General features: G+C 72.3%; 22 protein-coding genes. 14 read left to right on the top strand and 8 right to left on the bottom strand.

Annotated elements, in window-relative coordinates; genetic code table 11:
- Nucleotides 1–7 precede the first annotated feature (7 nt).
- Genes AC1MBW_RS05365 through AC1MBW_RS05345 form a run of 5 tightly spaced genes read right to left on the bottom strand, consistent with a single transcriptional unit; the run spans nt 8 to nt 5,566 of the window.
- Entirely contained in the window at nt 8–1,462 is a 1,455-nt protein-coding gene (locus tag AC1MBW_RS05365) for a right-handed parallel beta-helix repeat-containing protein (protein WP_480025714.1), read from the bottom strand.
- Nucleotides 1,463–1,471: 9 nt separating this feature from the next.
- Nucleotides 1,472–2,926, bottom strand: a complete 1,455-nt coding sequence (locus AC1MBW_RS05360; RefSeq protein ID WP_480025713.1) for a hypothetical protein — start codon at nt 2,924–2,926, stop codon at nt 1,472–1,474.
- Nucleotides 2,923–4,227, bottom strand: coding sequence for a glycosyltransferase family 4 protein (locus AC1MBW_RS05355; protein ID WP_480025712.1), 1,305 nt, complete (start codon nt 4,225–4,227; stop codon nt 2,923–2,925). Before AC1MBW_RS05355 ends, AC1MBW_RS05360 begins: the two co-directional genes overlap by 4 nt.
- Nucleotides 4,224–4,862 (bottom strand): NeuD/PglB/VioB family sugar acetyltransferase, encoded by a 639-nt coding sequence (locus AC1MBW_RS05350; protein WP_480025711.1) that lies wholly within the window; start codon nt 4,860–4,862, stop codon nt 4,224–4,226. The genes AC1MBW_RS05355 and AC1MBW_RS05350 overlap by 4 nt, the downstream gene beginning before the upstream one ends.
- Nucleotides 4,859–5,566 carry a sugar transferase gene (locus tag AC1MBW_RS05345; protein ID WP_480025710.1) on the bottom strand — a complete coding sequence of 236 codons (708 nt, stop codon included), beginning with the start codon at nt 5,564–5,566 and terminating at the stop codon, nt 4,859–4,861. The genes AC1MBW_RS05350 and AC1MBW_RS05345 overlap by 4 nt, the downstream gene beginning before the upstream one ends.
- A gap of 132 nt (nt 5,567–5,698) precedes the next feature.
- Between AC1MBW_RS05345 and AC1MBW_RS05340 the strand changes: the two genes are divergently transcribed.
- The 9 genes from AC1MBW_RS05340 to AC1MBW_RS05300 all read left to right on the top strand — a co-directional run bounded on the left by AC1MBW_RS05340 (nt 5,699) and on the right by AC1MBW_RS05300 (nt 15,628).
- Nucleotides 5,699–6,340 (top strand): acyltransferase, encoded by a 642-nt coding sequence (locus AC1MBW_RS05340; RefSeq protein ID WP_480025709.1) that lies wholly within the window; start codon nt 5,699–5,701, stop codon nt 6,338–6,340.
- 2 nt (nt 6,341–6,342) lie between these two features.
- Nucleotides 6,343–7,437: a DegT/DnrJ/EryC1/StrS family aminotransferase gene (locus AC1MBW_RS05335; RefSeq protein WP_480025708.1), complete on the top strand. Its 1,095-nt coding sequence runs from the start codon at nt 6,343–6,345 to the stop codon at nt 7,435–7,437.
- Nucleotides 7,434–8,468: a Gfo/Idh/MocA family protein gene (locus AC1MBW_RS05330; RefSeq protein WP_480025707.1), complete on the top strand. Its 1,035-nt coding sequence runs from the start codon at nt 7,434–7,436 to the stop codon at nt 8,466–8,468. The genes AC1MBW_RS05335 and AC1MBW_RS05330 overlap by 4 nt, the downstream gene beginning before the upstream one ends.
- Before the next feature lie 44 nt (nt 8,469–8,512).
- Nucleotides 8,513–9,850 (top strand): nucleotide sugar dehydrogenase, encoded by a 1,338-nt coding sequence (locus AC1MBW_RS05325; protein ID WP_480025706.1) that lies wholly within the window; start codon nt 8,513–8,515, stop codon nt 9,848–9,850.
- 41 nt (nt 9,851–9,891) lie between these two features.
- Nucleotides 9,892–11,229: a lipopolysaccharide biosynthesis protein gene (locus AC1MBW_RS05320; RefSeq protein ID WP_480025705.1), complete on the top strand. Its 1,338-nt coding sequence runs from the start codon at nt 9,892–9,894 to the stop codon at nt 11,227–11,229.
- 90 nt (nt 11,230–11,319) lie between these two features.
- Nucleotides 11,320–12,447 (top strand): DegT/DnrJ/EryC1/StrS family aminotransferase, encoded by a 1,128-nt coding sequence (locus AC1MBW_RS05315; RefSeq protein WP_480025704.1) that lies wholly within the window; start codon nt 11,320–11,322, stop codon nt 12,445–12,447.
- Between the two features lie 100 nt (nt 12,448–12,547).
- Nucleotides 12,548–13,819 (top strand): nucleotide sugar dehydrogenase, encoded by a 1,272-nt coding sequence (locus AC1MBW_RS05310; RefSeq protein WP_054145471.1) that lies wholly within the window; start codon nt 12,548–12,550, stop codon nt 13,817–13,819.
- A 65-nt stretch (nt 13,820–13,884) separates the two neighbouring features.
- Nucleotides 13,885–14,883 (top strand): NAD-dependent epimerase/dehydratase family protein, encoded by a 999-nt coding sequence (locus tag AC1MBW_RS05305; RefSeq protein ID WP_054145472.1) that lies wholly within the window; start codon nt 13,885–13,887, stop codon nt 14,881–14,883.
- Nucleotides 14,884–15,004: 121 nt separating this feature from the next.
- Nucleotides 15,005–15,628, top strand: a complete 624-nt coding sequence (locus AC1MBW_RS05300) for a phosphoribosylanthranilate isomerase (protein ID WP_480025703.1) — start codon at nt 15,005–15,007, stop codon at nt 15,626–15,628.
- A 79-nt stretch (nt 15,629–15,707) separates the two neighbouring features.
- On the opposite strand, the gene AC1MBW_RS05295 is transcribed toward AC1MBW_RS05300, so the two are convergent.
- On the bottom strand, nt 15,708–16,763 hold the full coding sequence (locus AC1MBW_RS05295; RefSeq protein WP_054145474.1) for a threonine aldolase family protein: 1,056 nt from the start codon (nt 16,761–16,763) through the stop codon (nt 15,708–15,710).
- Nucleotides 16,764–16,812: 49 nt separating this feature from the next.
- Nucleotides 16,813–17,715, bottom strand: coding sequence for a carbonic anhydrase (locus AC1MBW_RS05290; protein ID WP_480025702.1), 903 nt, complete (start codon nt 17,713–17,715; stop codon nt 16,813–16,815).
- Nucleotides 17,716–17,801: 86 nt separating this feature from the next.
- On the opposite strand from AC1MBW_RS05290, the gene AC1MBW_RS05285 reads away from it, so the two are divergent.
- Entirely contained in the window at nt 17,802–18,266 is a 465-nt protein-coding gene (locus tag AC1MBW_RS05285; RefSeq protein WP_152970128.1) for a hypothetical protein, read from the top strand.
- Between the two features lie 62 nt (nt 18,267–18,328).
- The gene (locus tag AC1MBW_RS05280; RefSeq protein ID WP_054145476.1) at nt 18,329–19,249 is read left to right on the top strand and encodes an AEC family transporter; all 921 of its coding nucleotides are present in this window, start codon (nt 18,329–18,331) and stop codon (nt 19,247–19,249) included.
- A 46-nt stretch (nt 19,250–19,295) separates the two neighbouring features.
- On the opposite strand, the gene AC1MBW_RS05275 is transcribed toward AC1MBW_RS05280, so the two are convergent.
- Nucleotides 19,296–20,132, bottom strand: a complete 837-nt coding sequence (locus tag AC1MBW_RS05275) for an exodeoxyribonuclease III (protein WP_480025701.1) — start codon at nt 20,130–20,132, stop codon at nt 19,296–19,298.
- 186 nt (nt 20,133–20,318) lie between these two features.
- On the opposite strand from AC1MBW_RS05275, the gene AC1MBW_RS05270 reads away from it, so the two are divergent.
- Genes AC1MBW_RS05270 through AC1MBW_RS05260 form a run of 3 tightly spaced genes read left to right on the top strand, consistent with a single transcriptional unit; the run spans nt 20,319 to nt 23,312 of the window.
- Nucleotides 20,319–20,495 carry a hypothetical protein gene (locus AC1MBW_RS05270; RefSeq protein WP_480025700.1) on the top strand — a complete coding sequence of 59 codons (177 nt, stop codon included), beginning with the start codon at nt 20,319–20,321 and terminating at the stop codon, nt 20,493–20,495.
- A 49-nt stretch (nt 20,496–20,544) separates the two neighbouring features.
- Entirely contained in the window at nt 20,545–21,096 is a 552-nt protein-coding gene (gene pyrE, locus AC1MBW_RS05265) for an orotate phosphoribosyltransferase (protein ID WP_480025699.1), read from the top strand.
- A complete protein-coding gene (locus AC1MBW_RS05260; RefSeq protein WP_480025698.1) occupies nt 21,093–23,312 on the top strand; it encodes a septum formation family protein in 2,220 nt (739 codons plus the stop codon). The genes pyrE and AC1MBW_RS05260 overlap by 4 nt, the downstream gene beginning before the upstream one ends.
- Nucleotides 23,313–23,329: the final 17 nt, after the last annotated feature.

The following is a 23,329-nucleotide window of genomic DNA, read 5'->3' as shown; positions in this document are numbered from 1 at the left end:
CCGCTGGTCAGTCCTCGTCGGCCCAGCGGCGCACGACGGCCCCTTTGTTCCACACGGCGAGGTCCGTCTCACGCCAGTCGTTGGCCAGCAGGTCGAACACGTTGTCGGGGTTCGCCACGGCGAGGCCCCGCACCGGGCCGGTGGTGCCCTCTCCGCGGGCGACGCTCGTCGCCGACACGGTGACCGTGTTCGCGCCGCTCCGGGCCTCGACGACCGACATCGCGCCTCCGGCCGTGGAGGCCTCGAGGCCGGAGGCCGACGTCCGCGTCAACGTCAGGGCGTCGTTGGAGTGGTACACCAGCACGCCCCGGTCGACGCACCGCTCGAGGGTGGTGCCGCTCACGACGACGCCGCGGGTGAGGTAGAGGACGATCCCGGCCTCGGTGCCTCCGCCGTGGCCGCGGACGGTGTTGCCGGTGACGAACCCCGTCGCCCGTTCGACGTCGTCGCCCACGGTCGTTCCGGCGCCTTTGACGAGGATGCCGGCACCGGGCGACGCCAGGTCGACGCGCTCGACGAGATTGCCGGCGACGACGAACGCGGTGGGAGCGTGTCGGTACGAACGGTCGACCTCGTCGCGGCAGGGCACGACGGCGATCCCTACCCTGCAGTCCCGCACGACGTTGTCGCGGATGACCACCCGATCGCCGGCGTGGGTGTCGAGCCCCTCCCAGAGCCGGACGCCGGTGACCGTGTTGCCCTCGACGACCACGCGCGTCGACCGGCCGGACACCGTCATCGGCACGGTGTCGTCGCGGGTCACGATCACGCCGTAACTGTTCACGTACGGACTCGGCTGGTGGACGTCGGTCACGTCGCATCGGCGGACGACGGTGTCGACGCACGAGCGCAGCAGCACGCCCGCGTAGCCGACATCGGTCACGGTGACCCCCTGGACGACCAACCCCGTCGTGTGCTCGGCCCGGATGCCGTCGTGGCTCAGATCGCCGAGCCTGCCGCCCGAGATGCGGACGTCGTCGAGCGGGGCGTCGGGCGTCCCCACGACGTCGATGCCCCGTCCGGCGCCCGTCCGACGACCGCCGGCCCCGGTGACCACGGCGTCGACGACGGCGACGTGCGACGCCGTGATGCGGATGACGCTGAAGTCACCGTTCGCCACCAGGTGGCCCTCACCCGTGAAGCGGAGGGTGACGGGACGGACGACCTCGAGCGGGGCCGTGCGGTCCCAGCGGCGCGTGACGACGAGCTCGCCGCCCTCGGGCACGGCCGCGAGAACGAGGTCGAGGTCGGTGGCGTCCGTGTCGACGACGACGGGCGAGCACGGTGCCGCGTCGGGCCCGGGGGCCCCTGGGCCCGACGCGGCTGCCACCGCCGGGGAGGCGCGGCCCGAGGTGACCACGACGCTCGCCGCCGTGCCCACGCCTGTCAGCAGCAGCGCCCGGCGACCCAGTCGTGGCGAGGTCGAGGGTTCGGTGACATGAGGTGCATGAGCATGAGGCATGAAAGCACTCTAGCGCGACGGTGGCTCCCATCCCGTCCGCGGAGCCACGGCGAGCACCAGGGTGCCGAGCGCCAGGCCGTGCGAGAGCATCGCGGTCGGCAGCGATGTGTTCGACAGGGTGATGCTCGGCATCATCATGACCATGGCGCCGACGGTCAGGGGCAGCCCGCGGGCTGACCAGTCGACGAAGCGCAGGAACGCCAGCAGGACGACGCCGGTGCCCAGGACCCCGAGGTGGCCGAAGTTGGCGAACCCGTCCGCGAAGAGGTTCGCGTTCGCCGCCAGCGCGCCCCCGGGTTGCAGGTACTGCCCGACCTCCAACGGGATGGACCGGTCGTAGGGGTAGTCGACCCACCATCGGAGGACGGACTGGCCGAGCATGGCGGGCGGGTTCTCGCCGAAGAACTCGACGTAGACGCTCGTCAGCACCCCGGGCGTGATGAGGAACCGGCGGGCGAACAGGGACGTCCAGAGGATGCCGCCCTGCAGGTCGTCGGCAGCGGCCGCCAGCACCATCAGGACGACCGGGCCCACGAGGTAGGCGACGCCGGGTGCGCGCGTCCGGTCTCGTGCGACGCGGGTGGCCAGGGCGATGAGCACGACGGCCGGGAACGAGAACAGGATCGTCTTGAAACCGGTGCCCGAGTACAGCAGCAGCTGCCCGATCACGCCCACGGCGATCAACGGCACGTTGCGTCGGCTCAGGCCCCGGGCCATCATCACCGTGTTGACGACGTTCGCCTGGCCGCTGAGCAGGTAGCCCAGGAGGCCGTTGTCGCCCTGCACCTCTTCTTTGTAGACGGCGCGGACGTCGTAGACGTCGTCCAAGGCGACGAAACGGAGCGACAGGCCGGTGGTCGCGGCCATCACGCCGTAGGTCAGGGCCGAGTGCAGTCCGCAGACCGCCCACAGGGCAGCACTCGGTGGGAGACGTCGTCCGGGATGCGAGCCGGGTCCAGGGGCGAAGGGGCCGAGGTCGAGCGGCCCCTCGCCCTTCGATGAGCATCCCGCGAGGGCCGCCGATCGTCCGCGCCCGTCCAGGAGGCGCGTGCCGACGGTCGCGACGCCGAACGCCACGCCCACCGTCACGCTGGCCAGCACCGCGTCGTCGGCCTCGAGGTAACCGGTGTACGCCACCATCAGCAGGGCCGGAGCGACGCCGACGGCGAAGAGCACCCAGAGCATGACGTGGGACACGCGTTGCGGCCGAGCGGGCAGCGTGATCGCGACGGCGCACGCGACCGCGATCGTGGCCACCGTCGCTTGCGGGCTCGCCTCGCGGTACGTGAAGCCGGCGTACGCGAACGGGACGGTGATCAGGTTCGCGTAGACCCAGTGCAGCGACAGCGCGTAGACGATCGTGCCGATCGAGACGCCTGCGGCGTGCCGCAGCAGGGCGGCGGACGATCGGGGGAGCGTCGACCCGGGGAGGCCGTGCGCGGCCGTCACCACGGCGCCGCTCATCGACCGGTCCCCGGCCGACGCGGGGGTGGAGGCGGGGTCGCGATCGCCCGGTCGAGGGCCGCGGCGAGTCGGACGACGAGGACGTCGTAGTCGTAGTGCGCCAGCACGTGCCGGCGGCCCCGGGCGCCGTGCTCGAGGCGTTCGGGCGCGCTCATGGTCGCCACGCGGCAGATGGCGTCGGCCAGGGCCGGCACGTCGTCGCCCGGCACACGCACGCCGGCCCCGGAGTCGGTGACCGGGTCACGCGGCACCGAGGCGCCCAGCACGACCGGCTTGGCGAGCAAGAGGTACTCGAAGAACTTGTTCAGCGACGTGCCGTGCCGGTAGAGCTCGAGAGGGCGCAGGTTGGCGATCAGGGCATCGGCTCGGCGGCCGACGGCTCGGGCTTCGCTCTGGGGGAGGTGTCCCTCGAAGACGATGCGGGAGGCGTGACGGCTGGCGGCCGCCCGCTCTTCGAGTCGCTGGCGATCGGGGCCCGTGCCCACGAGCCGCAGCACGAGGCGTCGACCGGTGAGGCGGTCGGCCGCGACGCAGAACGCGTCGACGACCGGGGCGAGGCTGTTGGCGGTGCCCATCGAGCCCAGGTAGGCGATCTCGAAGGTGTGATCGGTGTCGGTGTCGGTGTCGGTGTCGCCGATCGTCGCGCCGCGGTCGTCCTCGATCTCGTCGACCAGCTGGCGCGACACCCCGTTCGGGACCCAGGCGAACGGCGCCTCGAGTCCGCGCGCCGAGTAGTACCGGCCGGCACCCTCGAGGGGCGACACCACGACGACGGCTCGGCGGACGCAGTGCCGCTCGATGGCCGCGAGCGCCAGGGCGATCGGCGAGCGTCGACCGATCGAGCCGAACTGGACGAGCGTCTCGGGCCAGAGGTCACGGGGCTCGTACACGAAGGGGACGCGCGATCGTCTCGCGATCAGCGAGGCGGCCCAGGCGGCCAGTGGGTGGACCGAACCGCCCACGACGACGTCCGGGCGAGGTAGGCCGTGAAGCATGCCGGGGACGAGGAGCAGTGCGGTGAAGAGCAGGACGTCCGCGATGCGGAACAGCCGGACTCGGGCGTAGGCCACCCCTCGGAGCCAGACGAACTCGTGTCCGTCGTCGACGAAGCGTTCTCGCAGGCGACCCCGACGCATCGTCTGGCGGCCGCTGGGGTGGTCCGTGCTCGCGGAGATGACGACGGCGCGCCAACCGGTGTCGGGCAGTCGTCGGGCGAACTGTTCGTGCCGACCGCTACGGCCGTCGCGGTGCTGGTTGGTGGCGTAGTGGTTGACGAACCAGACGATCCGTGGCTCGCTCATCGAGCCGGGACCCCACGGACCACGGTGTCGGACGCGACGTCCCGCACGACGCAGGCGGAGGCGCCCACGACACAGCGTTCTCCGACGCGCAGCCCCTGGAGCACGGTGGCCCCCGCCCCGACGAGGCTGCCCTCGCCGATGGTGACGGCCCCGGAGACGACCGCACCGGGGTTCACGCTGACGACGTCGCCGAGCTGGCTGTCGTGGCCCACGGCGGCGTTCGCGAGGAGCAGCCCGTGACGGCCGACGCGCACGTTCGTCGAGACCCGCACGCCCGCACAGATCGCGGTGCCGTCGCCCAGGAGCACCTGAGAGCCGAGGGTCGCGGTCGGGTGCACGAGCGTCGCGGGGCGGCCCGCGGCCGTCGCGACGCGTGCCACGACCCGACTCCGCACGCCGGGGTCGCCGAGCCCGACGACCCAGGGCTCGTGCGCGCCGCCGGCCAGCCAGCCGTCGATGCTGCCGAGGTACGCCGCGCTCGTCCGGGACAGCCGGTGAAGGTCGTCGGCGGACGGGCCGTCGTCGACGACTCCGGCCACGGGGCGACCGAGTGCGCGGGCGACGTCGAGGACCTCGCGGCCCATGCCGCCCGCGCCGATCACGACCAGGCCGCCGGCGGCGCCTGCCCCGCTCACGCCGCGACCTCGATCTCGGCGGCGGCGGTCGACGTGACGTCGGTGGACCCTTCGCGCTCGAGGCGCGCCGACCCCGTGAAGGGAGAGCAGGTCACCTCGCCGGCGGCGCTGACACCGGTCCGCCGCAGCACGCACCCGACCGTCCGCGCCATGATCCGCAGGTCGAGCAGGAGTCCCCGTTCGTCCACGTACCGGACGTCGAGATCGAATCGCTCGTCCCAGTCGAGGAGGTTGCGCCCGCTCACCTGGGCGAGTCCCGTCAGGCCGGGACGGACCTCGTGTCGGCGGTGCTGGTAGTCGCTGTACAAGGGGAGGTACTGCATCAAGAGGGGGCGTGGGCCGACGAGGCTGAGGTCGCCTCGGACCACCGCGACGAGACTCGGCAGTTCGTCGAGGCTGGTGGATCGCAGCAGGCGACCGAAACGTGTCAGGCGGTCGGCGTCGCTGAGCGGTCCGTCGGCGGTGTCGAGGTCGCGCATGGACCGGAACTTGACGAGAGCGAACGGCTCGCCGTGGCGCCCGGGCCGCATCTGACGGAAGAGCACCGGGCGCCCGAGGAAGACCGCCACGCTCGACGCCACCACGAGCATCACCGGCGCCAGCAGGACGAGAGCCGAGGAGGCGCAGAGCACGTCGAGCGCGCGCTTGGTCGTCTCGTAGACCGCCCGTCGGGCTCCGGCTGGGTCGTGTTCGGGTCGTGACACGGTTTCTCCTCGTTCTAAGATGTGTGAAATGTCAGTTTAGGTGAGGAATCGCCGTCTGGCTAGTGTCATGTCTGCCTGGTATTTTGTGACGACATGTCGTATTCTACGTTCCGACCACAGATGGAGGAAGCCATGAACCCGACACCGCCCCCCACGCCTCAGAGCCTCGCCGAGGTGGGATCGAGCCCTGCACGCGTCGCCGCGTCCGCCGATGTCGCGCCCGAGGCCCGCGTCGGGCCGTCGACGCGCGTCTGGGGACTGGCCCAGATCCGCGAAGGGGCCCGTGTCGGTGGCGAGTGCGTCATCGGACGGGGCGTCTACGTCGGAGCCGGCGTCGTCGTGGGCGACCGGTGCAAGATCCAGAACGACGCGCTGCTCTACGAGCCCGCCGTCCTCGGAAACGGCGTCTTCGTGGGGCCGGCCGTCGTGCTCACGAACGACCGCGCTCCGCGGGCCGTCAGCCCCGAGGGGCGGCTCAAAGAACCGTCCGACTGGACTCCGGTGGGCGTGCGCGTGGGCGACGGTGCCTCACTCGGCGCGCGATCCGTCTGCGTCGCTCCCGTGTCGATCGGCCGGTGGGCGATGGTCGCCGCCGGTGCGGTCGTGACCCGTGACGTCCCCGACCACGCGCTCGTCGCCGGCGTCCCCGCCCGCCGGATCGGCTGGGTGGGTCGTGCCGGGGTCTCGCTCGTCCCCGACGGGGATTTCCTCGTCTGCCCCGTGACGGGCACCCGCTACCGCGTCGAGAACGACGCCCTCCGAGAGGAACGATGACCATGGCGACACCCCTCCCCATCCCGGCGGCCCGACCGCTGATCGGCGACGACGAACGGGCGGCGGTCGACGCCGTCATGGCCAGCGGCATGCTGGCCCAGGGCCCCGAGGTCGCCGGTTTCGAGCGTGAGTTCTCGGCCGAGCTCCTCGACGGCCGTCCCGCCGTCGCGGTCAACTCCGGCACGACCGCCCTCCACCTCGGTCTGCTCGCGGCGGGCATCGGGCCCGGCGACGAGGTCGTCGTGCCGTCCTTCACCTTCGCCGCGACGGCCAACGCCGTCGCCCTGGTGGGGGCGACGCCCGTCTTCGCCGACATCGAGCCCCGACACTTCTGCCTCGACGTCGAGTCGGTCCGAGCCGTCCTCTCTCCGAGGACCCGGGCCGTCATGCCGGTGCACCTGTACGGTCATCCGGCCGACATGACGGGCATCGGGCAGCTCGCCACCGAACACGACCTCCTGGTGTTCGAGGACGCCGCGCAGGCGCACGGAGCCACGTGGGCCGGACGCCGTGTGGGCACGTTCGGTGCCGCCGGGGCCTTCAGCCTGTATCCGACCAAGAACATGACCTCGGGTGAGGGCGGCATGGTCTCGGTCGGCGAGCGGGACGTCGAACGTCTGCTGCGCCTGCTGCGCAACCAGGGCATGGAACGTCGCTACGAGAACGAGGTCGTCGGCTTCAACGTCCGCATGACCGACCTGCACGCCGCCATCGGTCGCGTGCAGCTGCGCAAGCTCGCCGCCTGGACCGAGCGCCGCCGCGTCGCCGCCGCGCGACTCTCGTCGGGCATCGAGTCGGTGGTCACGCCGACCGTGGCAGGCGAGGCGACCCACGTCTGGCACCAGTACACGGTCCGGGTGCCCGACGACCGGGACGGTTTCGCCCGGGCGCTCGAACGCGAACACGGCATCGGCACGGGTGTCTACTACCCCACCCCGGTCCACAGGCTCCCGTCCTTCCGCTCCGACGTCCACCTGCCCGAGACGGAACGGGCTGCGCGCGAGGCCCTGTCCCTGCCCGTCCACCCGTCCGTGACGGACGCCGAGCTCGATCGCATCGTGCAGGGCGTCGAACTCGTCGCCGGGGCCGGCCGATGAGCGGCCGGCATCCCGTGCGCGCCGGGCTGATCGGTCTCGGCATGATGGGGCGGCACCACGCACGGGTGCTCCGGGCCGTCGACGGCGTCGAACTGGTCGGCGTGGCCGACCCGTGCGGCGACCCTCACGGAGTCGCCGGCGGTCTGCCCCTGGTCGACGACGTCGACGGACTGCTGCGGTTGGGTGTCGACGCCGTGGTGGTCGCGGTGCCGACCGCGTACCACGAGGCGGTCGGCCTCCGGCTGGCCGAGGCGGGCGTCCACGCTCTCGTCGAGAAGCCCGTGGCTCACGACGGAGCCGCCGGGTGTCGGCTCGTCGAGGCGTTCGAGAGCAGGGGACTCGTCGGGGCCGTCGGGCACATCGAGCGCTACAACCCGGCGCTGCAGTCCTTGCGTGCCCGGCTCGAAGCGGGTGACGTGGGCGAGGTCCACCAGATCGCGACCCGACGTCAGGGGCCCTTCCCGGCCCGCATCGCCGACGTCGGCGTCGTCAAAGACCTGGCCACCCACGACATCGACCTCACCGCATGGCTCGTCCAGAGCGGCTTCCGCAGTGTCTTCGGTCAGGTGGCGCACAAGAGCGGCCGGCCGCACGAAGACCTGGTGGCGTTCTCCGGTCGCCTCGAGGACGGCACCGTCACCAGCCACCTCGTCAACTGGCTCTCTCCCTTCAAGGAGCGGCTCACGGTCGTGACCGGTTCGCGAGGCACGTTCGTCGCCGACACCCTCACGGCCGACCTCACCTTCTACGAGAACGGCACGGTCGACACGTCGTGGGACGCCGTCGCGGCCTTCCGCGGGGTGTCCGAAGGGTCCATGGTCCGCTACGCCCTCGACAAGAGGGAGCCCCTGCTCGTCGAGCACGAGGCGTTCCGCGACGCCGTCCGTGGCGATGGTCCGTCGCGGGTCGTCACCCTCCGTGAGGGCCTCTCCACCTTGCGGGTGGCCGAGGCCGCCATCGAGTCCGCCACGACCGGACGACCCGTCGACCTGTCATGCGACCCGGCCCCCGCCTCCGTCGTCCCCGCCTGATGCGCCTCCCGAAAGACCGACCCTCCACCCGAAAGAGCAGCTCCATGAAGATCACCGTCATCGGCCTCGGCAAGATCGGCCTCCCTCTCGCGGTGCAGTACGCGTCGTCGGGGCACACCGTCGTCGGCGTCGACGTCTCACCACGTGTCGTCGAGCTGGTCGGCGCCGGCGTCGAGCCCTTCCCGGGCGAGCACGACCTGGCTCGCCGGCTCGCCGAACTCGTGCCCACCGGGCGCCTCCGGGCGACGGTGGACTACGCCGACGCCGTTCCCGGCAGCGACGTGGTCGTGGTCGTCGTGCCCCTCTTCGTCGACGATGACGCCCGGCCCGATTTCGGCTGGATGGACGCCGCCACCGACTCCCTCGCAGGTGTGCTGACCGAGGGCACCCTGGTCGTGTACGAGACGACCCTCCCCGTGGGTACCACCCGCTCACGGTGGGCCCCTCGTCTCGAGGCGGGCAGCGGGCTGCGTGAGGGCGTCGACTTCCACGTCGCGTTCTCGCCCGAGCGCGTACTCACCGGCAGGGTCTTCGCCGACCTGCGTCGATACCCCAAGCTGGTCGGGGGACTCTCGTCCGAGGGCGCGCGTCGGGCGATCGAGTTCTACGAGTCCGTGCTGCAGTTCGACCCGCGTGACGACCTCGCCCGGCCGAACGGTGTCTGGGACCTCGGGTCCGCCGAGGCGGCCGAGATGGCGAAACTCGCCGAGACCACCTACCGCGACGTCAACATCGGGCTGGCGAACGAGTTCGCCCGCTACGCCGAGACCGTCGGCATCGACGTCGCGCAGGTCATCGAGGCCTGCAACTCGCAGCCGTTCAGTCACATCCACCAGCCGGGCATCGCCGTCGGCGGGCACTGCATCCCCGTCTACCCCCGTCTCTATCTCTGGAACGACCCCGACGCCGCCACCGTGCGAGCGGCGCGGGCCCGCAACGCGACGATGCCCGACCATGCCGTCGACCTGCTGGCACGGGTGCACGGTGACCTCTCCGGCGAGACGGTGGCGGTGCTCGGAGCCGCCTATCGCGGCGGTGTGCGAGAGACGGCCTTCTCCGGTGTGTTCGCGACCGTCGGCGCTCTCGAACGAGCGGGGGCGACGGTGGTCGTGCACGATCCGCTCTACTCGGACGACGACCTGTCCCAGCTCGGGTTCACCGCGCACCACCGGGGCGAACCCGCCGATGCGGTCGTGGTGCAGGCCGATCACGAGGACTACCGCCTGTGGGGCGCGGGCGACGTGCCGGGCGTGCGATCCGTCGTCGACGGCCGACGCATCCTCGACCCGGCCGCCTGGCCCTCGGCCGTGGTGACCGCCATCGGAGACGGAGCGGCCGTGGCGCGTTCCGCCGACGGGCTCGCCGTCCCCGCAGGCCCGTGATCGGCGCCGGCCGGTCGACGATCCGTCGTCTCCTCGCCGGGATGCGCGGCATCTCGTCCCGCCCGGCGCTGACTGTCCTCGGGGGCAGCCTCGCGGGGCAGGGGGTCGTCCTCGCCGCCTCGCCGCTCATCACGCGCCTCTACGGTCCGGCCGATCTCGGAGCGCTCGCCGTGGTCACCGCCGTCTCCGCGATGGTGGGCGCCGTCGCGCCGCTCGGCTACGACCGGGCCGTCGTCGTGCCACGGGGTGAGACGTCGGCCCGTGCGCTCGTCACCCTGGCGCTCGGCGGTGTCGTGGTCGTCGGCCTGGCGGCCACGGTCGCCGCGTGGTGCTGGGGGCCCGCCCTCGCCCGCCTGACCGGCGCTCCGGTGCTGGCCGACTTCTGGTGGGTCTGCCCCGTCACCATCGTGGTCGTCGCCCTGCAACGGGTCGTCACGAGTTGGCTGGCCCGCCGCCGTGACTACCGGGCCCTCGCCCGCCGCACCGCCTGGCAGGGCCTCGGGCAGGTCGCCTGCAACCTCGCCCTCGCGCCCCTCGGGGGGCCACTGGGTCTCGTGCTCGGTGTGGCGGCCGGTCGCTCCGCGTCTCTCGTCGGCTCGTTCCCCGGACGACGCGACCGGTCCCGGTCCTGGCTACCGCACTCCGGGGCGCGCCGCCAACCGGTGGCTCGGGGCGTGGCCCGGACGCGTCGCCTGCTGGTCGTCTGCTCCGTCAGCGTGCGCTACCGCCGCTTCCCGCTCGTGACGACCTGGTCGAGCCTGGTCAACGTCGCCGGTCAGCAGGCCCCGCTCGTCCTGTTGGCCTCCCTGCACGGTGCTCCGGCGATCGGGGCCCTCGCATTGACGATGCGCGTGCTCGGTGCTCCCGTCGGCATGGTGGCCGACGCCGTCGGGTTGCAGGTCGAAGGGCAGATCGGCGCGCTCGCACGCGCCCGACGCGGGGGGCTCTCGCGCTCGGTCACGCGCCTCCTCGTCCCGCTCGCCGGAGTGGCCTCGACCGGGGGCGTCCTCTGCGTCGTCCTCGCGCCTCCGTCGTTCCCGGTGCTCTTCGGTGACGCCTGGGGAGAGTCCGCCTCGACCGCGGTCGCCGTGGTCCCGGCCCTCGTCGCCCAGATGATCGCGTCACCGTTGTCCCGCGTGCTTCCCATGCTCGAACGTCAGGCCACGCAGCTCGGGTGGGACGTCGCCCGGCTCGTGGCCACGACGGTGGCCGTCGTCGGCACCGGCACCACCGGCGCCGGTGTCCTCGAGTCGGTCGTCGCATGGTCGGCCGCCTCCGTCGTGAGCTACGGGGCTCTCCTGGTGCTCGTGCTGCACGCGGCTCGGCGGGCCGATCGTCTCGCGGCGGGTGGGCGGTCGACGGCGTCGGTGCACGGATGACGATCGGCGGCCTGTCGACCTTCGCATCGATATTTACCTGAGTGTGCATCATGTGTAATATGTCAGTAAGAAGACGAGCCAGGGAGTGTCATGACCACGCAGATCCACCTCTCCGCCCCCGATGTGGGAGAACGCGAGCGCGACGCCGTCGACGCCGCCCTGCGGTCCGGCTGGGTCGCACCTCTCGGCCCCGAGGTCGACGCCTTCGAGCGAGAGCTCGCCGCCCGGGTCGGTGTCGCCGCCGGTGTCGCCGTCTCGTCCGGTACCGCTGCGCTCCACCTGGGTCTGAGAGGTCTGGGTGTCGGCCCGGGCTCCGTCGTCGTGACCTCGACCTTCACCTTCGCGGCGACGGCCAACGCTGTCGTCCACGCCGGGGCTCAGCCCTTCTTCGTCGACTCGGTCGAGGGCACCGGCAACATGTGCCCCGAGCTGCTCGACGAGACCCTGACCGCCCTGGCCCGTCAGGGCAGACGCGTCTCCGCCGTCATGCCGGTCGACATCTACGGCCAGGTCGCCGACCTGCCCCGCATCGAAGGGGTGGCCGAGCGACACGGGGTCCCCGTGCTCTGCGACAGCGCCGAGTCGCTCGGTGCGACCCGTGGCGGCCGATCCGCCGGCTCCTTCGGCCACGCCTCGGCCGTGTCGTTCAACGGCAACAAGATCATGACGACGTCCGGCGGTGGCATGTTGCTCACCGACGACATCGAGCTCGCCACCGAGGCCAGGCGTGTCGCCAGCCAGGCCCGCCTCCCCGTCGCCCATTACGAGCACGCCGAGATCGGCTACAACTACCGACTCAGCAACGTGCTCGCCGCCCTGGGCCGTGCCCAGCTCGAGCGCCTCGACGACATGATCGCCCGACGGCGCGTGATCCGTGAGCGATACCGCGAACTCGTCCGGTCGTACGAGGGCGTCCGACTGCTGCACGACGGCATCGACGGTGACGACAACGTCTGGCTCACGTCGCTGATCTTCGACGATCCGGCATCGGTCGCCCGGGTCGGTGACGCCCTCGCCGCCCGGTCCGTCGAGACCCGTCGTCTGTGGAAACCCATGCACCGACAGCCCGTGTTCGCGTCGGCCGGGTCGACGGTGACCGGTGTCGCCGACCGCCTCTTCGAGCACGGGCTCACCGTGCCGAGCGGTTCGGTGCTGAGCGACCTCGACGTCGACCGGGTGCTCGAGCTGCTCTCGGCAGCACTCGACCGTCGGCCCTGACCGGGGCCCACCGCGCCCACCCGCCCTGCCGCGCCCACTCCGCCCTCACGCCGCGCCCACCCCGCCGCGACCCCCGATACCTGCACCACGAAAGGCCGTCATGTCCCCTGTCTCACATCCCCGCCCCCTGCTGATCGTCGTCGGCCAGGGCTACGTCGGCCTACCGCTCGCCATGCGAGCCGTCGACGCCGGTTTCCACGTCGTCGGGCTCGACGTCGACCGGTCGCGTGTCGAGGCCCTCGCCACCGGCATCTCGTTCGTCGAGGACGTCCCCGATGCCCAGGTCGCCGCGGCCCTCGACTCGGGCCGCTACACACCGCGGTCGTCGCTCGAGGGCATCGACCACTTCGACCACGCGATCATCAGCGTGCCGACCCCGCTCCGCGAGACCCTGCCCGACCTCAGCTACATCGAGGCGGCCGCTCGGACGCTCGGGGCCGTCCTGCGGCCCGGCGCGACGGTCGTGCTCGAGTCCACCACGTCCCCGGGCACCACCGCCGAGGTGCTCGTTCCGATCCTCGAGGCCGTCAGCGGGCTGTCGGCAGGCCGTGACTTCCACGTCGGATTCAGCCCCGAGCGCATCGATCCCGGCAATTCCGAGTGGTCGTTCCGGACGACCCCGAAGATCGTCTCGGGCATCGACGACGCCTCGCTCGCCGAGGTGACCAAGCTCTACGACGCGCTCGTCGACGTGACGGTCCCGGTCGCGGGCACTCGAGAGGCCGAGCTGGCGAAGCTGATCGAGAACACGTTCCGTCACGTCAACATCGCCTTGGTCAACGAGCTGGCCGTCGCCGCGCACGATCTCGGGATCAACATCTGGCAGGCCCTCGACGCGGCCGGCACGAAGCCGTTCGGTTTCATGCAGTTCATGCCGGGCCCCGGCGTCGGGGGGCACTGTCTGCCGGTCGACCCGAGCTACCTCTCGTGGGAGGTCCGACGCAAGCTCGGCCGATCGCTGCGTTTCGTCGAGCTGGCGAACGAGGTCAACGAGGGCATGCCCGAATACGTCGTCCGGCGCCTCGAGGCCTTGCTGAACGACGAGTCCAAGGCGGTTCGCGGTGCGAACGTGCTGCTGGTCGGTCTGTCCTACAAGGCCGACAGCGGCGACGTCCGAGAGGCGCCGGCGGTCCGCATCGCACGCCTCCTCGCTGCTCGTGGGGCATCGGTCACGGCGGTCGATCCCCATGTCTCCGATCGCGACTGGCCGGCGGGTGTCGTCCGCTCCGAGCTCGACGACGAGACCGCGTCGTCCGCCGACGTCTCCGTGGTGCTCACGCGACACACCGACGTCGACCTCGGCGCGCTCCGCGGTCGCCTGGTCCTCGACACCCGCAACGTCGTGGACGAGCCGACCCGCGTGGTCCTCTGACCCGCCGTGACCGGTTCCTCCTCATCGTCACCTCCCCCCTCCTCCCGACAGCAGAAAGCACGCTCGTGACCGACTCCTCCTCCACCACCACCACCTCCACCTCCCCCTATCGAGGTCTGCGCGTGCTCGTCACCGGCGCGGCCGGGTTCATCGGCTCGGCCCTCGTGCCGCGCCTCCTCGACGCCGGAGCCACGGTCGTCGGCATCGACGTCCGCCAGGGCCACACCGGGCCGGGCTACGAACACGTCCAAGGCGACGCCGCGGCACTGACCGCCGACCAGCTGCGTTCCTTGCGTCCCGACATGGTCGTCCACCTCGCGTCGGTCGTCGGGGTCGTCGCCGCGTCCGCGGACCCCGAGGCCACCCGGTCGACCATCCTCGGCATGACCGCCCGGTTCGTCGACCTCGTCGAGGGGCTCGGCGGAGTCCGCTTCGTCTACGTGTCGTCATCCGAGGTCTACGGGCAATCCACGTCGTTCCCCCTCGTCGAGACCTCGCCCCTGTCCCCCCTGTCGGCCTATGGGTGCGCCAAGCGCGAGGCCGAGGAGCTCGTCCTGGCCGAGACCGAGGCCGGACGCCTCGACGGTGTCGTGGTCCGGCCCTTCAACGTGTACGGGCCCGGCCAGCGCACCGACTTCGTCGTCACGCGGTTCGTCGAGCAAGCCCTTCGCGGTGAAGACGTCACCGTGGTCGGCTCGGGTGACCAGCTCCGCACCTTTACCTACGTGGACGACTTCGTCGACGGTCTGCTCCGGGCGGCCGTGCACCAGGGCGACGAGCGTCTCTTCAACCTGTCGGGCCACGAGACGTGGACCGTCGGCGCACTCGCCAGCACGGTCGTCGACCTCGCCGACTCGTCCAGTTCCGTCGTCTCGACCGCCCCGACCGATCTCGGTCGACCCCGCGAGATCGAGGTCGAGAACCGGGTGGCGAGCTGTGACCGGGCCCGGCGCGTGCTCGGGTACCACCCCCGGGTCGGCGTGCTCGAGGGCGTGGCACGCTGCGTCGCTGCCGCACGGGCCGTCGAGCACGGCGACGTGGCAGCGACGCTCGTCGCCGGGTGAGAGCTGCTCCGCGCGGCTTTCGTTCCGTCGACGTCGGTCGACACGACCCGGTGCACCCCGAAGGGCACCCGGCCTCTCCGGCCGGGTGCCCTCCGGGGTCCCGGCGCGGCAGACTGGACCCATGCGCACCTGGGTGAAGATCTGCGGCCTGTCCACGCCCGAGACCGTCGACGCCGCCGTCGAGGCCGGGGCCGATGCCGTGGGATTCGTGTTCGCGGCGGGCAGTCCCCGCACGATCGACCCCGTGACGGCGCGCGAGCTGGCGGCCCGGGTGCCGGCGGGCGTCGAGACGGTCGGCGTGTTCCGTGGCCAAGGCATCGAGACGGTGCTCGAGCTGGCCCGCGCCTCCTCGGTCTCGACCGTGCAGTTGCACGGCGACGAGACGCCCGCCGATGTCGCCATGGCCCACGAGGCGGGGTTCCGTGTCATCCGCGCCGTGAGCGCCGCGTCCTACGCGGCCGAGCCCGAGGAGGCGCGGGTCGCCTTCCGCGAGGACGCCCTGCTGCTCGACGCGGTCGCCCCCGGTGCCGGTGCCACCTTCGACGCCGGCCCGCTGCTCGCCGCGCCCCCCGCGGGGGACTGGCTGCTAGCTGGGGGGCTCACACCCGACAACGTGGCCGGTCTGCTCGCCGGGCTGCGGCCCCTTGGCGCCGTCGGCGTCGACGTCAGCTCGGGCGTCGAGTCGTCGCGCGGGGTGAAGAGCGTCGAGCTGATCCGGGCGTTCGTGGCGGCCGCCCGGGCCTGACGCCCGGACGCCTGCCAAGGATCGCTCACCCGGCGCGGAAGTCACCACCGAGCCCGGTGCACGCCGAGCTGCGTCTCGACTACCGCGCGGTGCCGATCAGGGCCCGGGCATCGGCGACCAAGCGGTCGACGTGCTGCTCGGTCGTGTCGAACGAGCACATGAGGCGCACCTCGCCCGTGGCCCGGTTCCAGTCGTAGAAGTGGTGGGTCGCGCGCAGGGGCTCGACGACGTCCCGGGGCAGGACGACGAAGACGGCGTTGGCGTCGACGCGCTGTGTCACGGTCACTCCCGGCAGCGTGGTCAGTCCGGCGGCGAGGCGCGCGGCCATCGTGTTGGCCCGGGTGGCCGAGCGCAGCCAGAGATCGCCGTCGAGCATCGCCAGGAACTGCGCCGAGACGAAGCGCATCTTCGAGGCCAGTTGCGCATCCATCTTGCGCAGGTAGACCAGGCCGGCCCGCGCCTCCTCGGAGAAGGTCACGACCGACTCGCCGAGCACCAGGCCGTTCTTCGTGCCGCCGAACGACACCGAGTCGACGCCGACGTCGCGCGTGATCGCGCGGAGCGGCACCCCGAGCGATGCCGCCGCGTTCGCGAGACGCGCGCCGTCGAGGTGGACGCGCATGCCGAGCGAGTGCGCGTGGTCGGTGACGGCCCGGATCTCGTCGGGTGTGTAGACCGTGCCGAGCTCGGTGCTCTGCGTGATCGTGACCGCCAGGGGCTGGGGGCGCTGCTGGTCACCCCAGCCGTAGGCCTGTCGGTCGATCAGCTCGGGCGTCAGCTTGCCGTCGGGAGTCGGCACCGTCAGCAGTTTGAGGCCGCCGAGGCGCTCGGGCGCCCCGCCCTCGTCGGTGTAGACGTGCGCGGTCGTCGCACAGACGACGGCGGCCCATCGTGGCGTGAGTGCCTGCAACGCGGCGACGTTGGCACCCGTCCCGGTCAGGACGGGGTCGATCGCGGCCCCCTCGCCGAACGTCTCGACGATCACCTCGGACAGCTGCGCCGTGTACGGGTCGGCCCCGTACGAGCCGACGTGCCCGCCGTTCGCGTCGACGATCGCCTGTAGCACCTCGGGGTGGGCTCCCGCGTAGTTGTCGCTGGCGAACGAGTGGACCGAGGGATCGTGGAGGCGCGTCACCCGTCGATTCTGCCCGACCGACGCCCCTCGACACGTCAGGAGGCGCGGGTCACCCCGCCGAGGCGGCTCCCGTCAGGACGCGGTCGCCCAGCGGCTGGACGGGGCGAGCCGTGTCGTGCCCGTCGCGCAGCACGTCGATCTGCGCGGCGCTCAGCTGGACCGGTTCGGTGAGGACGACCCAGGTCACGCCTTCGGTGCACGGAGGCGTCGTGAGGCTGCCGACGTAGGAGACCCGCTCGAGGCCGGCGGGCAGCAGGGTGCCGAGGTCGAGGGGGCCCTCGCCGGTCTCGTCCGCCTCGCCGTCGTGCTCGCGTGCCTCGATGTGGTCGACGACCTCGGACCACGCGGAGTTCTCGGCACCTCGTTCGACGAGCACTCCCACGACGGCGAGGCGCCCGTCGTCGGCCTGGTGGACGAAGTGCACCTCGGCGTCCGCCGCCCGCCCGGCGATCGTGTGCTCGGACGGCGTGTGCGCATGGAACTGGAGAAGGTCGAACGCGGCGCCGTCGAGCGTCAGGGTGGCGGGGCCCTCGACCTCGACGTGCACCCCGTGGCCCTCGTCGTCGGTGTCGTAGTCGACGACGCCCCACTCGAGCCCGAGGGCGGGGCCCGGCTCGGTCGAGGGGGTGGCGAGGTCGATCGGCGACTGCCGCGCGCCGTGCGAGCACGAACTCCACTCGGGCGAGAGGTCGCCCCAGTGCTCGGGGCCCGTCGAGCCGACGTAGCTCCAGGTCGCGTGCCCCGCCGCGGCCGTCGTCGAGGGAGGGGCGGGCGGGGCGCTCGCCGGAGGGGCGGCCGTGCAGGCGGCGAGCGTGAACAGCAGGGGCAGGGAGGCGGCCGCGGCGAGCGGCCGGGCCGGCGGCGAGGCGGTGGAGGCGCGGAGGAGGGAGGCCATCGGGAATCCGTTCGAGTCGTGGTGCGGCAGCGACACCTTGTGCAATGTGAATATCATACGTAGAGTACATGTGACACATCGTCGACTCGATGTCGCGCCCGGTCGGACCCACCGGTCGTTCCTTCCACCCCGAGAGGCCCGTCATGCTGTTCGCTCACGCCCCGAAACTCGTCCTGGCCGGTTCGTACCCGGCGATCCGGCCGGTGGCCGATCGTGCCGCGGCGCTCGACGCCGAGGTCGTCGTGCTCTCGTCCCCGATCACGGCTCCGATCGACGACATCGTCGGCTTCGACTGGGCCGTGGTGGCGGTCGACGGCGCCACCCCCGTGGCGGAACAACTCGACCGGGCGGTCGAGAGCCTCGCGGGCGGTCTTCGCCGGGGTGCCCTGGTCGTGGTCGCGTCGGAGCAGCCCGTGGGGCCGGCCGCGCGACGGTTCGCCACCGACCTCGCTCGCGTCACCGGACTCCCGACGGGCGAAGCGTTCGCGGTCGCGGCATGCGAGGCGGGCGCGATCACCTGGGGGGTCGACGACCAGGCCGTCGACGAGGCCGCGCACCTCGTCTCCCGCATCGGACTCCCGGCCCTGGACGGTCCGCCCGCCGTCTAGTCACGCCGTCGCGACGGCGGCGGCCCGTCGGCCCCGCCCCGTGCGTGCGACAGGATGGACCCATGGGTGGAGTTCTCGTCGGGTTCGCGATCATCGGTGCCGTCATCGCGACCGGCTACGTGGTGGGGCGCGTCGACCTCCTCGGGGCGTCCGGCCATCGCGTGCTCTCACGCCTGGTGTTCTTCGTCCTGACGCCCTGTCTGCTCTTCTCGACGATCTCGCAGGCCGACGTGCACGTGCTGTTCTCCCGACTGCTCGTGGTGTCCGCCCTCGCCTCGCTGCTGGCCGCCGTGCTCTCGATCGTCCTGCTGAAGTTCGTGCTGCGCCGCAGCACCGCCGAGACGACGATCGGAACAATGGGCGGCGCCTACGTCAACGCGAACAACATCGGCCTGCCGGTGGCCACCTACGTGCTGGGCAGCGCCACCTTCGTCGCGCCCGTGTTGCTGTACCAGCTGCTCGTGCTCACCCCGATCGTGCTCGCCGTGATGGACACGGTCACGAACCGCGGCAGCAGCATCGGCCGCACGATCGCCCGCCCCCTCACGAACCCCCTGCTCATCGGGTCCGCTCTCGGTGTGCTCGTCGCGGTCACGGGCCTCGAGATCCCACAGGCCGTGCTCGAGCCGTTCCAGCTCGTGGGCGGGGCCGCCGTCCCCGTCGTGCTGCTCTCGTTCGGGATGTCCCTGTACGGCTCGAAGCCCTTCCAGGCGGGCCAGGGGCGCGCCGACATCGTCGTCGCGGTCGTCCTCAAGCTCGTCGTGATGCCGGTCGCGGCATGGCTGCTCGGGGCGTTCGTCTTCGACTTCGACCGCGACGAGCTGTTCGTCGCGGTCGTGCTGGCGGGCCTGCCGTCGGCCCAGAACGTCTTCAACTACGCCCAGCGGTACCAGACCGGGGTGGTCGTCGCGCGCGACACCGTGTTGGCGACGACCATCTTGTCGGTTCCCGTGCTGGTGCTGGTCGCGGCGTTGCTCGCCTGACCCGCGCCTCCTGGTGTCGCGCGTCGCAGGCGAGCGGGACCGGGGGTCAGAAGATCATCGGACGGTCGTCGTCGAGCTCGGTCTCGAGGTCGAGGTCGACGACCACCGGCACGTGGTCGCTCGGGGCGTCGCCCTTGCGCTCGTCGCGGTGGATGGCCGCCGACGTCACGAGGTCGTCGAACGCCTTCGAGCCCAGGATGAAGTCGATGCGCATGCCCTCGTTCTTCGGGAAGCGCAGTTGCTTGTAGTCCCAGTAGGTGTAGCCCTCGGGGCGGCGGGAGCGGACGACGTCGGTCAGGCCGATCTCCTCGAAGCGGAAGAAGGCGTCGCGCTCGGGCTGGCTGACGTGGGTGTGGCCCTCGAAGACCGACATGTCCCACACGTCCGTGTCGAGCGGGGCGACGTTCCAGTCGCCCATCAGAGCCAACGGCTGGTCAGGGCGCTCGGCGAGCCACGTCTCGGTCTCGGCGGCGAGCTTGGAGAGCCAGTCGAGCTTGTAGTCGTAGTGCGGGTCGCCCAGCTCGCGGCCGTTCGGGACGTAGAGGCTCCACAGGCGGACGCCCTCGACCGTGACGCCGATCGCGCGCGCCTCCTTCGGCTGGTCCGGCCCTTCCTGCCCCTTCGCGAATCCCGGTTGCGTGGGGAACGTGATCTCGACGTCCTCCATCGGCAGGCGGCTGACGAAGGCGACCCCGTTCCACTGGTTGAGGCCGTGCAGCTCGACCTCGTAGCCGGCCTCGCGGAAGGCGTCGTACGGGAACTGCTCGGGCTTGCACTTGATCTCTTGCAGCCCCGCGACGTCGACGTCCTCGCGGACGAGCCAGTCGACCACCCGGCCCACTCGAGCCCGGACGGAGTTGACGTTGTAGGTCGCGACGCGCATGCCGACCACGGTACCGGGCGAGCACGAGACGGGTCGGCCTCGTCATCTCGTTGCCCGAAGGGCATCGATGCACTTCCCATCGGGCAACGACCGGAGTAGAAACGAGACATGTCGCATGAGCGAGGAGGAGGGGTGGGTCGGCCCCCGCACGGCAGCCGGTACGAGCGGGCACGCAGCGTCACTCCCGTGAGCATCGAGACGTACCCGAAGCGTCACCAGGTCTCGGTGGACGTGCGGTTGGCCCGTCTCGCCCGCTCGGCGGTCGTCCGCTACGAGGACTTCTTCCTGCCGACCGGCACCTGGTCCGACCTGCACCGGCTGACCACGCGGTCGATCGATCGGTCGTCCCGAGGCGGTCGCTGAGCCGGCCCGCCCCGGCGTTCCCGGGCCGTCTGCTCTACCATGGGTCTCCGTGACCGACGCACGCACGCAGCTCATCGACTACATCGGCTCCGAGGCCGTCTTCCACGGCGACTTCACGTTGACCAGCGGCAAGAAGGCGACGTACTACATCGACCTCCGCAAGGTCAGCCTCGACCACCGCGTCGCGCCCTTGATCGGCCGGGTGATGGTCGACCTGATCGACGAGGTGCCCGACGTGTTCGCCGTCGGCGGGCTGACGATGGGGGCCGATCCGATCGCGGCCGCCGTGCTGCACCAGGGCGTGGCGCTCGGCAAGGACTACGACGCCTTCGTCGTCCGCAAGGAGCCCAAGGACCACGGCCGCGGCAAGCAGGTCGAGGGGCCCGACCTCGAGGGCAAGCGGGTCATCGTGCTCGAGGACACCTCGACCACGGGAGGGTCACCACTCGCGGCAGTGAAAGCCCTCGAGGCCGTGGGAGCCGAGATCGCTGCCGTCGCCGTCGTCGTCGACCGCAGCACCGGCGCCCGCGAGGTGATCGAGGCGGCCGGCTACCCCTACTACGCCGCCATCGGGCTGGAAGACCTCGGGCTGAAGCCGTGACCGACGACCGGCGGGGCGACGACGACGGCGACGACGCCGGGCGTGACGACGCCAGCGACTGGCTCGCCGCGCAGTTCGACGGCGCCGAGGACGACGACTCCGAAGACGACGGGGCCGAGCGTGACGGCACGGCGGTCGACACCCCGTCCGGAGGCGCGGGTCGCCTTCCCGACGCCGCCCCCGAAGACGTTCCCACCCGGGCGTTCGACCTGCCGCCGGTCACACGAGCGGTCGAGGTGCCCCACGACGCCGAACCCGAGCGGCCGGTCGACCCGGCTGACGAGCCGGCGTCCGGGGACTCGTCCGTGCCGCCGCCGCCGACCCCCCTGCCGTTCGTCGTGCCCGACTCCCCGGCCGGGACGCCTCCGCCGAGGACCTCGGGGCACCCGCAGGCCCTCGACCTCGGAGCGTTGACGGGGGCCGTGCCGCCGCCGCAGCCTCCGTCGTCCGTGCCGACTCCGGACCTCCCCGCGCCGTCCGAGTCACCGCAGCCCGACCCGGAGTCGGCGGGTGACGCCGATCCCGCCGGTCCGCCGTCGGTTCCCGCGGACCAGGGGGATCGTGCCGACGGCAGCGACGAGCCGGGGCCGTTCACGGCACTGATCTCGGCACCCCGGCCCGAGTCCGCCGTACCCGCGACCTTCGACTGGGACGCTCTGCCCGAGCCCGAGCCCGAGCCCGAGCCCGAGCCGGAGCCGGAGCCCGAGCCCGAGCCCGAGCCGGAGCCGGAGCCCGAGCCGGAGCTGGAGCCCGAGCCCGAGCCGCAGCCGAACCCTGCGCCCCAATCGACGCCCACGCCCACGCCCACGCCGGAGCCCGAGCCCGAGCCCGAGCCCGAGCCCGAGCCCGAGCCCGAGCAGATGCGGGCCGTCGAGGCCCGCGAGGGCGGTGTCGACGCGCCGTGGTGGGTCGAAGAGCACCACGAGATGACCAGGCGTGAGCGTCGCCTGGCCGAGGCCGCCGCGGCGGCCGCGGCCGCGGCCGCCGGCGGGGTCGCGTCCGGCGTCCCCGGAGCCCCGTCGGTGTCGCCCCCCGCCCCCGCCGCCGAGGTGTCGTCCCCCCGGGCGCCCGAGATCGCGCCCTCCACGAGTGGCGACCGCGAACCCACCTTCACCGAGATCCTCGGCGTCGTCCCGTCCGCCTCCGCCGAGGACGCCGAGCTCGGGGAGGCACGGCACGAGCCGGAGCACGCCGTGCCCTCGGCCGACGTCCCCGCCGCCTGGTCCTTGTCCGGCTCGGGCGAGGTTCCCCTGTCCGACGTCGAGCCGTCGCGCGACGCCGACGCCGACGCCGACGTCGAGCCGTCGCGCGACGCCGACGCCGACGCGGATGCCGACGACGAAGGCCTGGACGACGCGGCCGAGGTGACGACCGCGACCGCCCTGTTCGCGCCTCCTCGTTCCGCCCTCGACGATCGCCCCGGCGTCGCCGACAGCCGCGAGGTCGCCGACGCCCCGGACGACGCCACCCAGGTGCTGCCCGGCGTCTCGATGAGTGCTTCCGCGCCCCTGGCGGGCGAACGACCGCGCCGCGAGGTCGGCGGAGCCGGCGTCTTCGTGCCGCAGACCCGCCCGGTGGACGAGAGGCCCGCCACGTCACCCCGCACGGCGGGCCTGGCCGAGTGGGTCCGGACGCACAAGGTCCTGGTCGCCGTGGGGGCCGGGCTCGTGATCGTGCTGCTGCTGGTCGCGTTGTTCTTCATCTCGAGGTCGCTGTTCGCCTCGACCGACGACGTGACGAGCAGTTCGTCGGCCGCCGCGGCACCGACCGCGGCCCGGACGGTGACGGCCTCCCCGGCCGAGCCCGCCGCCGAGGTCGCCCCGGCCGGGCCGCTCGCGGCCGGCACCCACTCGTACGCCGACCTGCAGGGCGGCGAGTGCTTCTCGACGTTCGAGTCGGCCTGGCAGCAGGACTACGACGTCGCCGACTGCGCCCAACCGCACGTCGCCCAGCTCACGCGCCTGGGAACCCTCGACGGTGACGCGACGGCCGCCTACCCGGGCGCCGACGTGTTGCAGAGCCAGATGAACCTGCTCTGCACGGGCTCGGACGCGCTGGACCGTCAGGCCGCCGCGGCCTACCCCGACGTCCAGCTGCTCGCGAGCTTCCCTGCCGACGCCGACGCGTGGGCCGCCGGCGACCGCACGTATTCGTGCTTCGTCAACCGCAGCGGCGGCGAACCCCTGACGACCAGCCTCGTCGCGGTCGCAGGCTGACGGATCGACGCGGCACG

Source organism: Frigoribacterium sp. AP1, assembly GCF_056680555.1.
Note: the sequence above shows the minus strand (reverse complement) of the source record. Positions and strands in the feature narration are given on the sequence as shown.

Bases quoted from the DNA above. Each gene is read 5' to 3' on its own strand.
- AC1MBW_RS05365 (WP_480025714.1), bottom strand. From the start codon at position 1,462: ATGCCTCATGCTCATGCACCTCATGTCACCGAACCCTCGACCTCGCCA.
- AC1MBW_RS05360 (WP_480025713.1), bottom strand. From the start codon at position 2,926: ATGAGCGGCGCCGTGGTGACGGCCGCGCACGGCCTCCCCGGGTCGACG.
- AC1MBW_RS05355 (WP_480025712.1), bottom strand. From the start codon at position 4,227: ATGAGCGAGCCACGGATCGTCTGGTTCGTCAACCACTACGCCACCAAC.
- AC1MBW_RS05340 (WP_480025709.1), top strand. From the start codon at position 5,699: ATGAACCCGACACCGCCCCCCACGCCTCAGAGCCTCGCCGAGGTGGGA.
- AC1MBW_RS05335 (WP_480025708.1), top strand. From the start codon at position 6,343: ATGGCGACACCCCTCCCCATCCCGGCGGCCCGACCGCTGATCGGCGAC.
- AC1MBW_RS05330 (WP_480025707.1), top strand. From the start codon at position 7,434: ATGAGCGGCCGGCATCCCGTGCGCGCCGGGCTGATCGGTCTCGGCATG.
- AC1MBW_RS05325 (WP_480025706.1), top strand. From the start codon at position 8,513: ATGAAGATCACCGTCATCGGCCTCGGCAAGATCGGCCTCCCTCTCGCG.
- AC1MBW_RS05320 (WP_480025705.1), top strand. From the start codon at position 9,892: ATGCGCGGCATCTCGTCCCGCCCGGCGCTGACTGTCCTCGGGGGCAGC.
- AC1MBW_RS05315 (WP_480025704.1), top strand. From the start codon at position 11,320: ATGACCACGCAGATCCACCTCTCCGCCCCCGATGTGGGAGAACGCGAG.
- AC1MBW_RS05310 (WP_054145471.1), top strand. From the start codon at position 12,548: ATGTCCCCTGTCTCACATCCCCGCCCCCTGCTGATCGTCGTCGGCCAG.
- AC1MBW_RS05300 (WP_480025703.1), top strand. From the start codon at position 15,005: ATGCGCACCTGGGTGAAGATCTGCGGCCTGTCCACGCCCGAGACCGTC.
- AC1MBW_RS05290 (WP_480025702.1), bottom strand. From the start codon at position 17,715: ATGATATTCACATTGCACAAGGTGTCGCTGCCGCACCACGACTCGAAC.
- AC1MBW_RS05285 (WP_152970128.1), top strand. From the start codon at position 17,802: ATGCTGTTCGCTCACGCCCCGAAACTCGTCCTGGCCGGTTCGTACCCG.
- AC1MBW_RS05280 (WP_054145476.1), top strand. From the start codon at position 18,329: ATGGGTGGAGTTCTCGTCGGGTTCGCGATCATCGGTGCCGTCATCGCG.
- AC1MBW_RS05275 (WP_480025701.1), bottom strand. From the start codon at position 20,132: ATGCGCGTCGCGACCTACAACGTCAACTCCGTCCGGGCTCGAGTGGGC.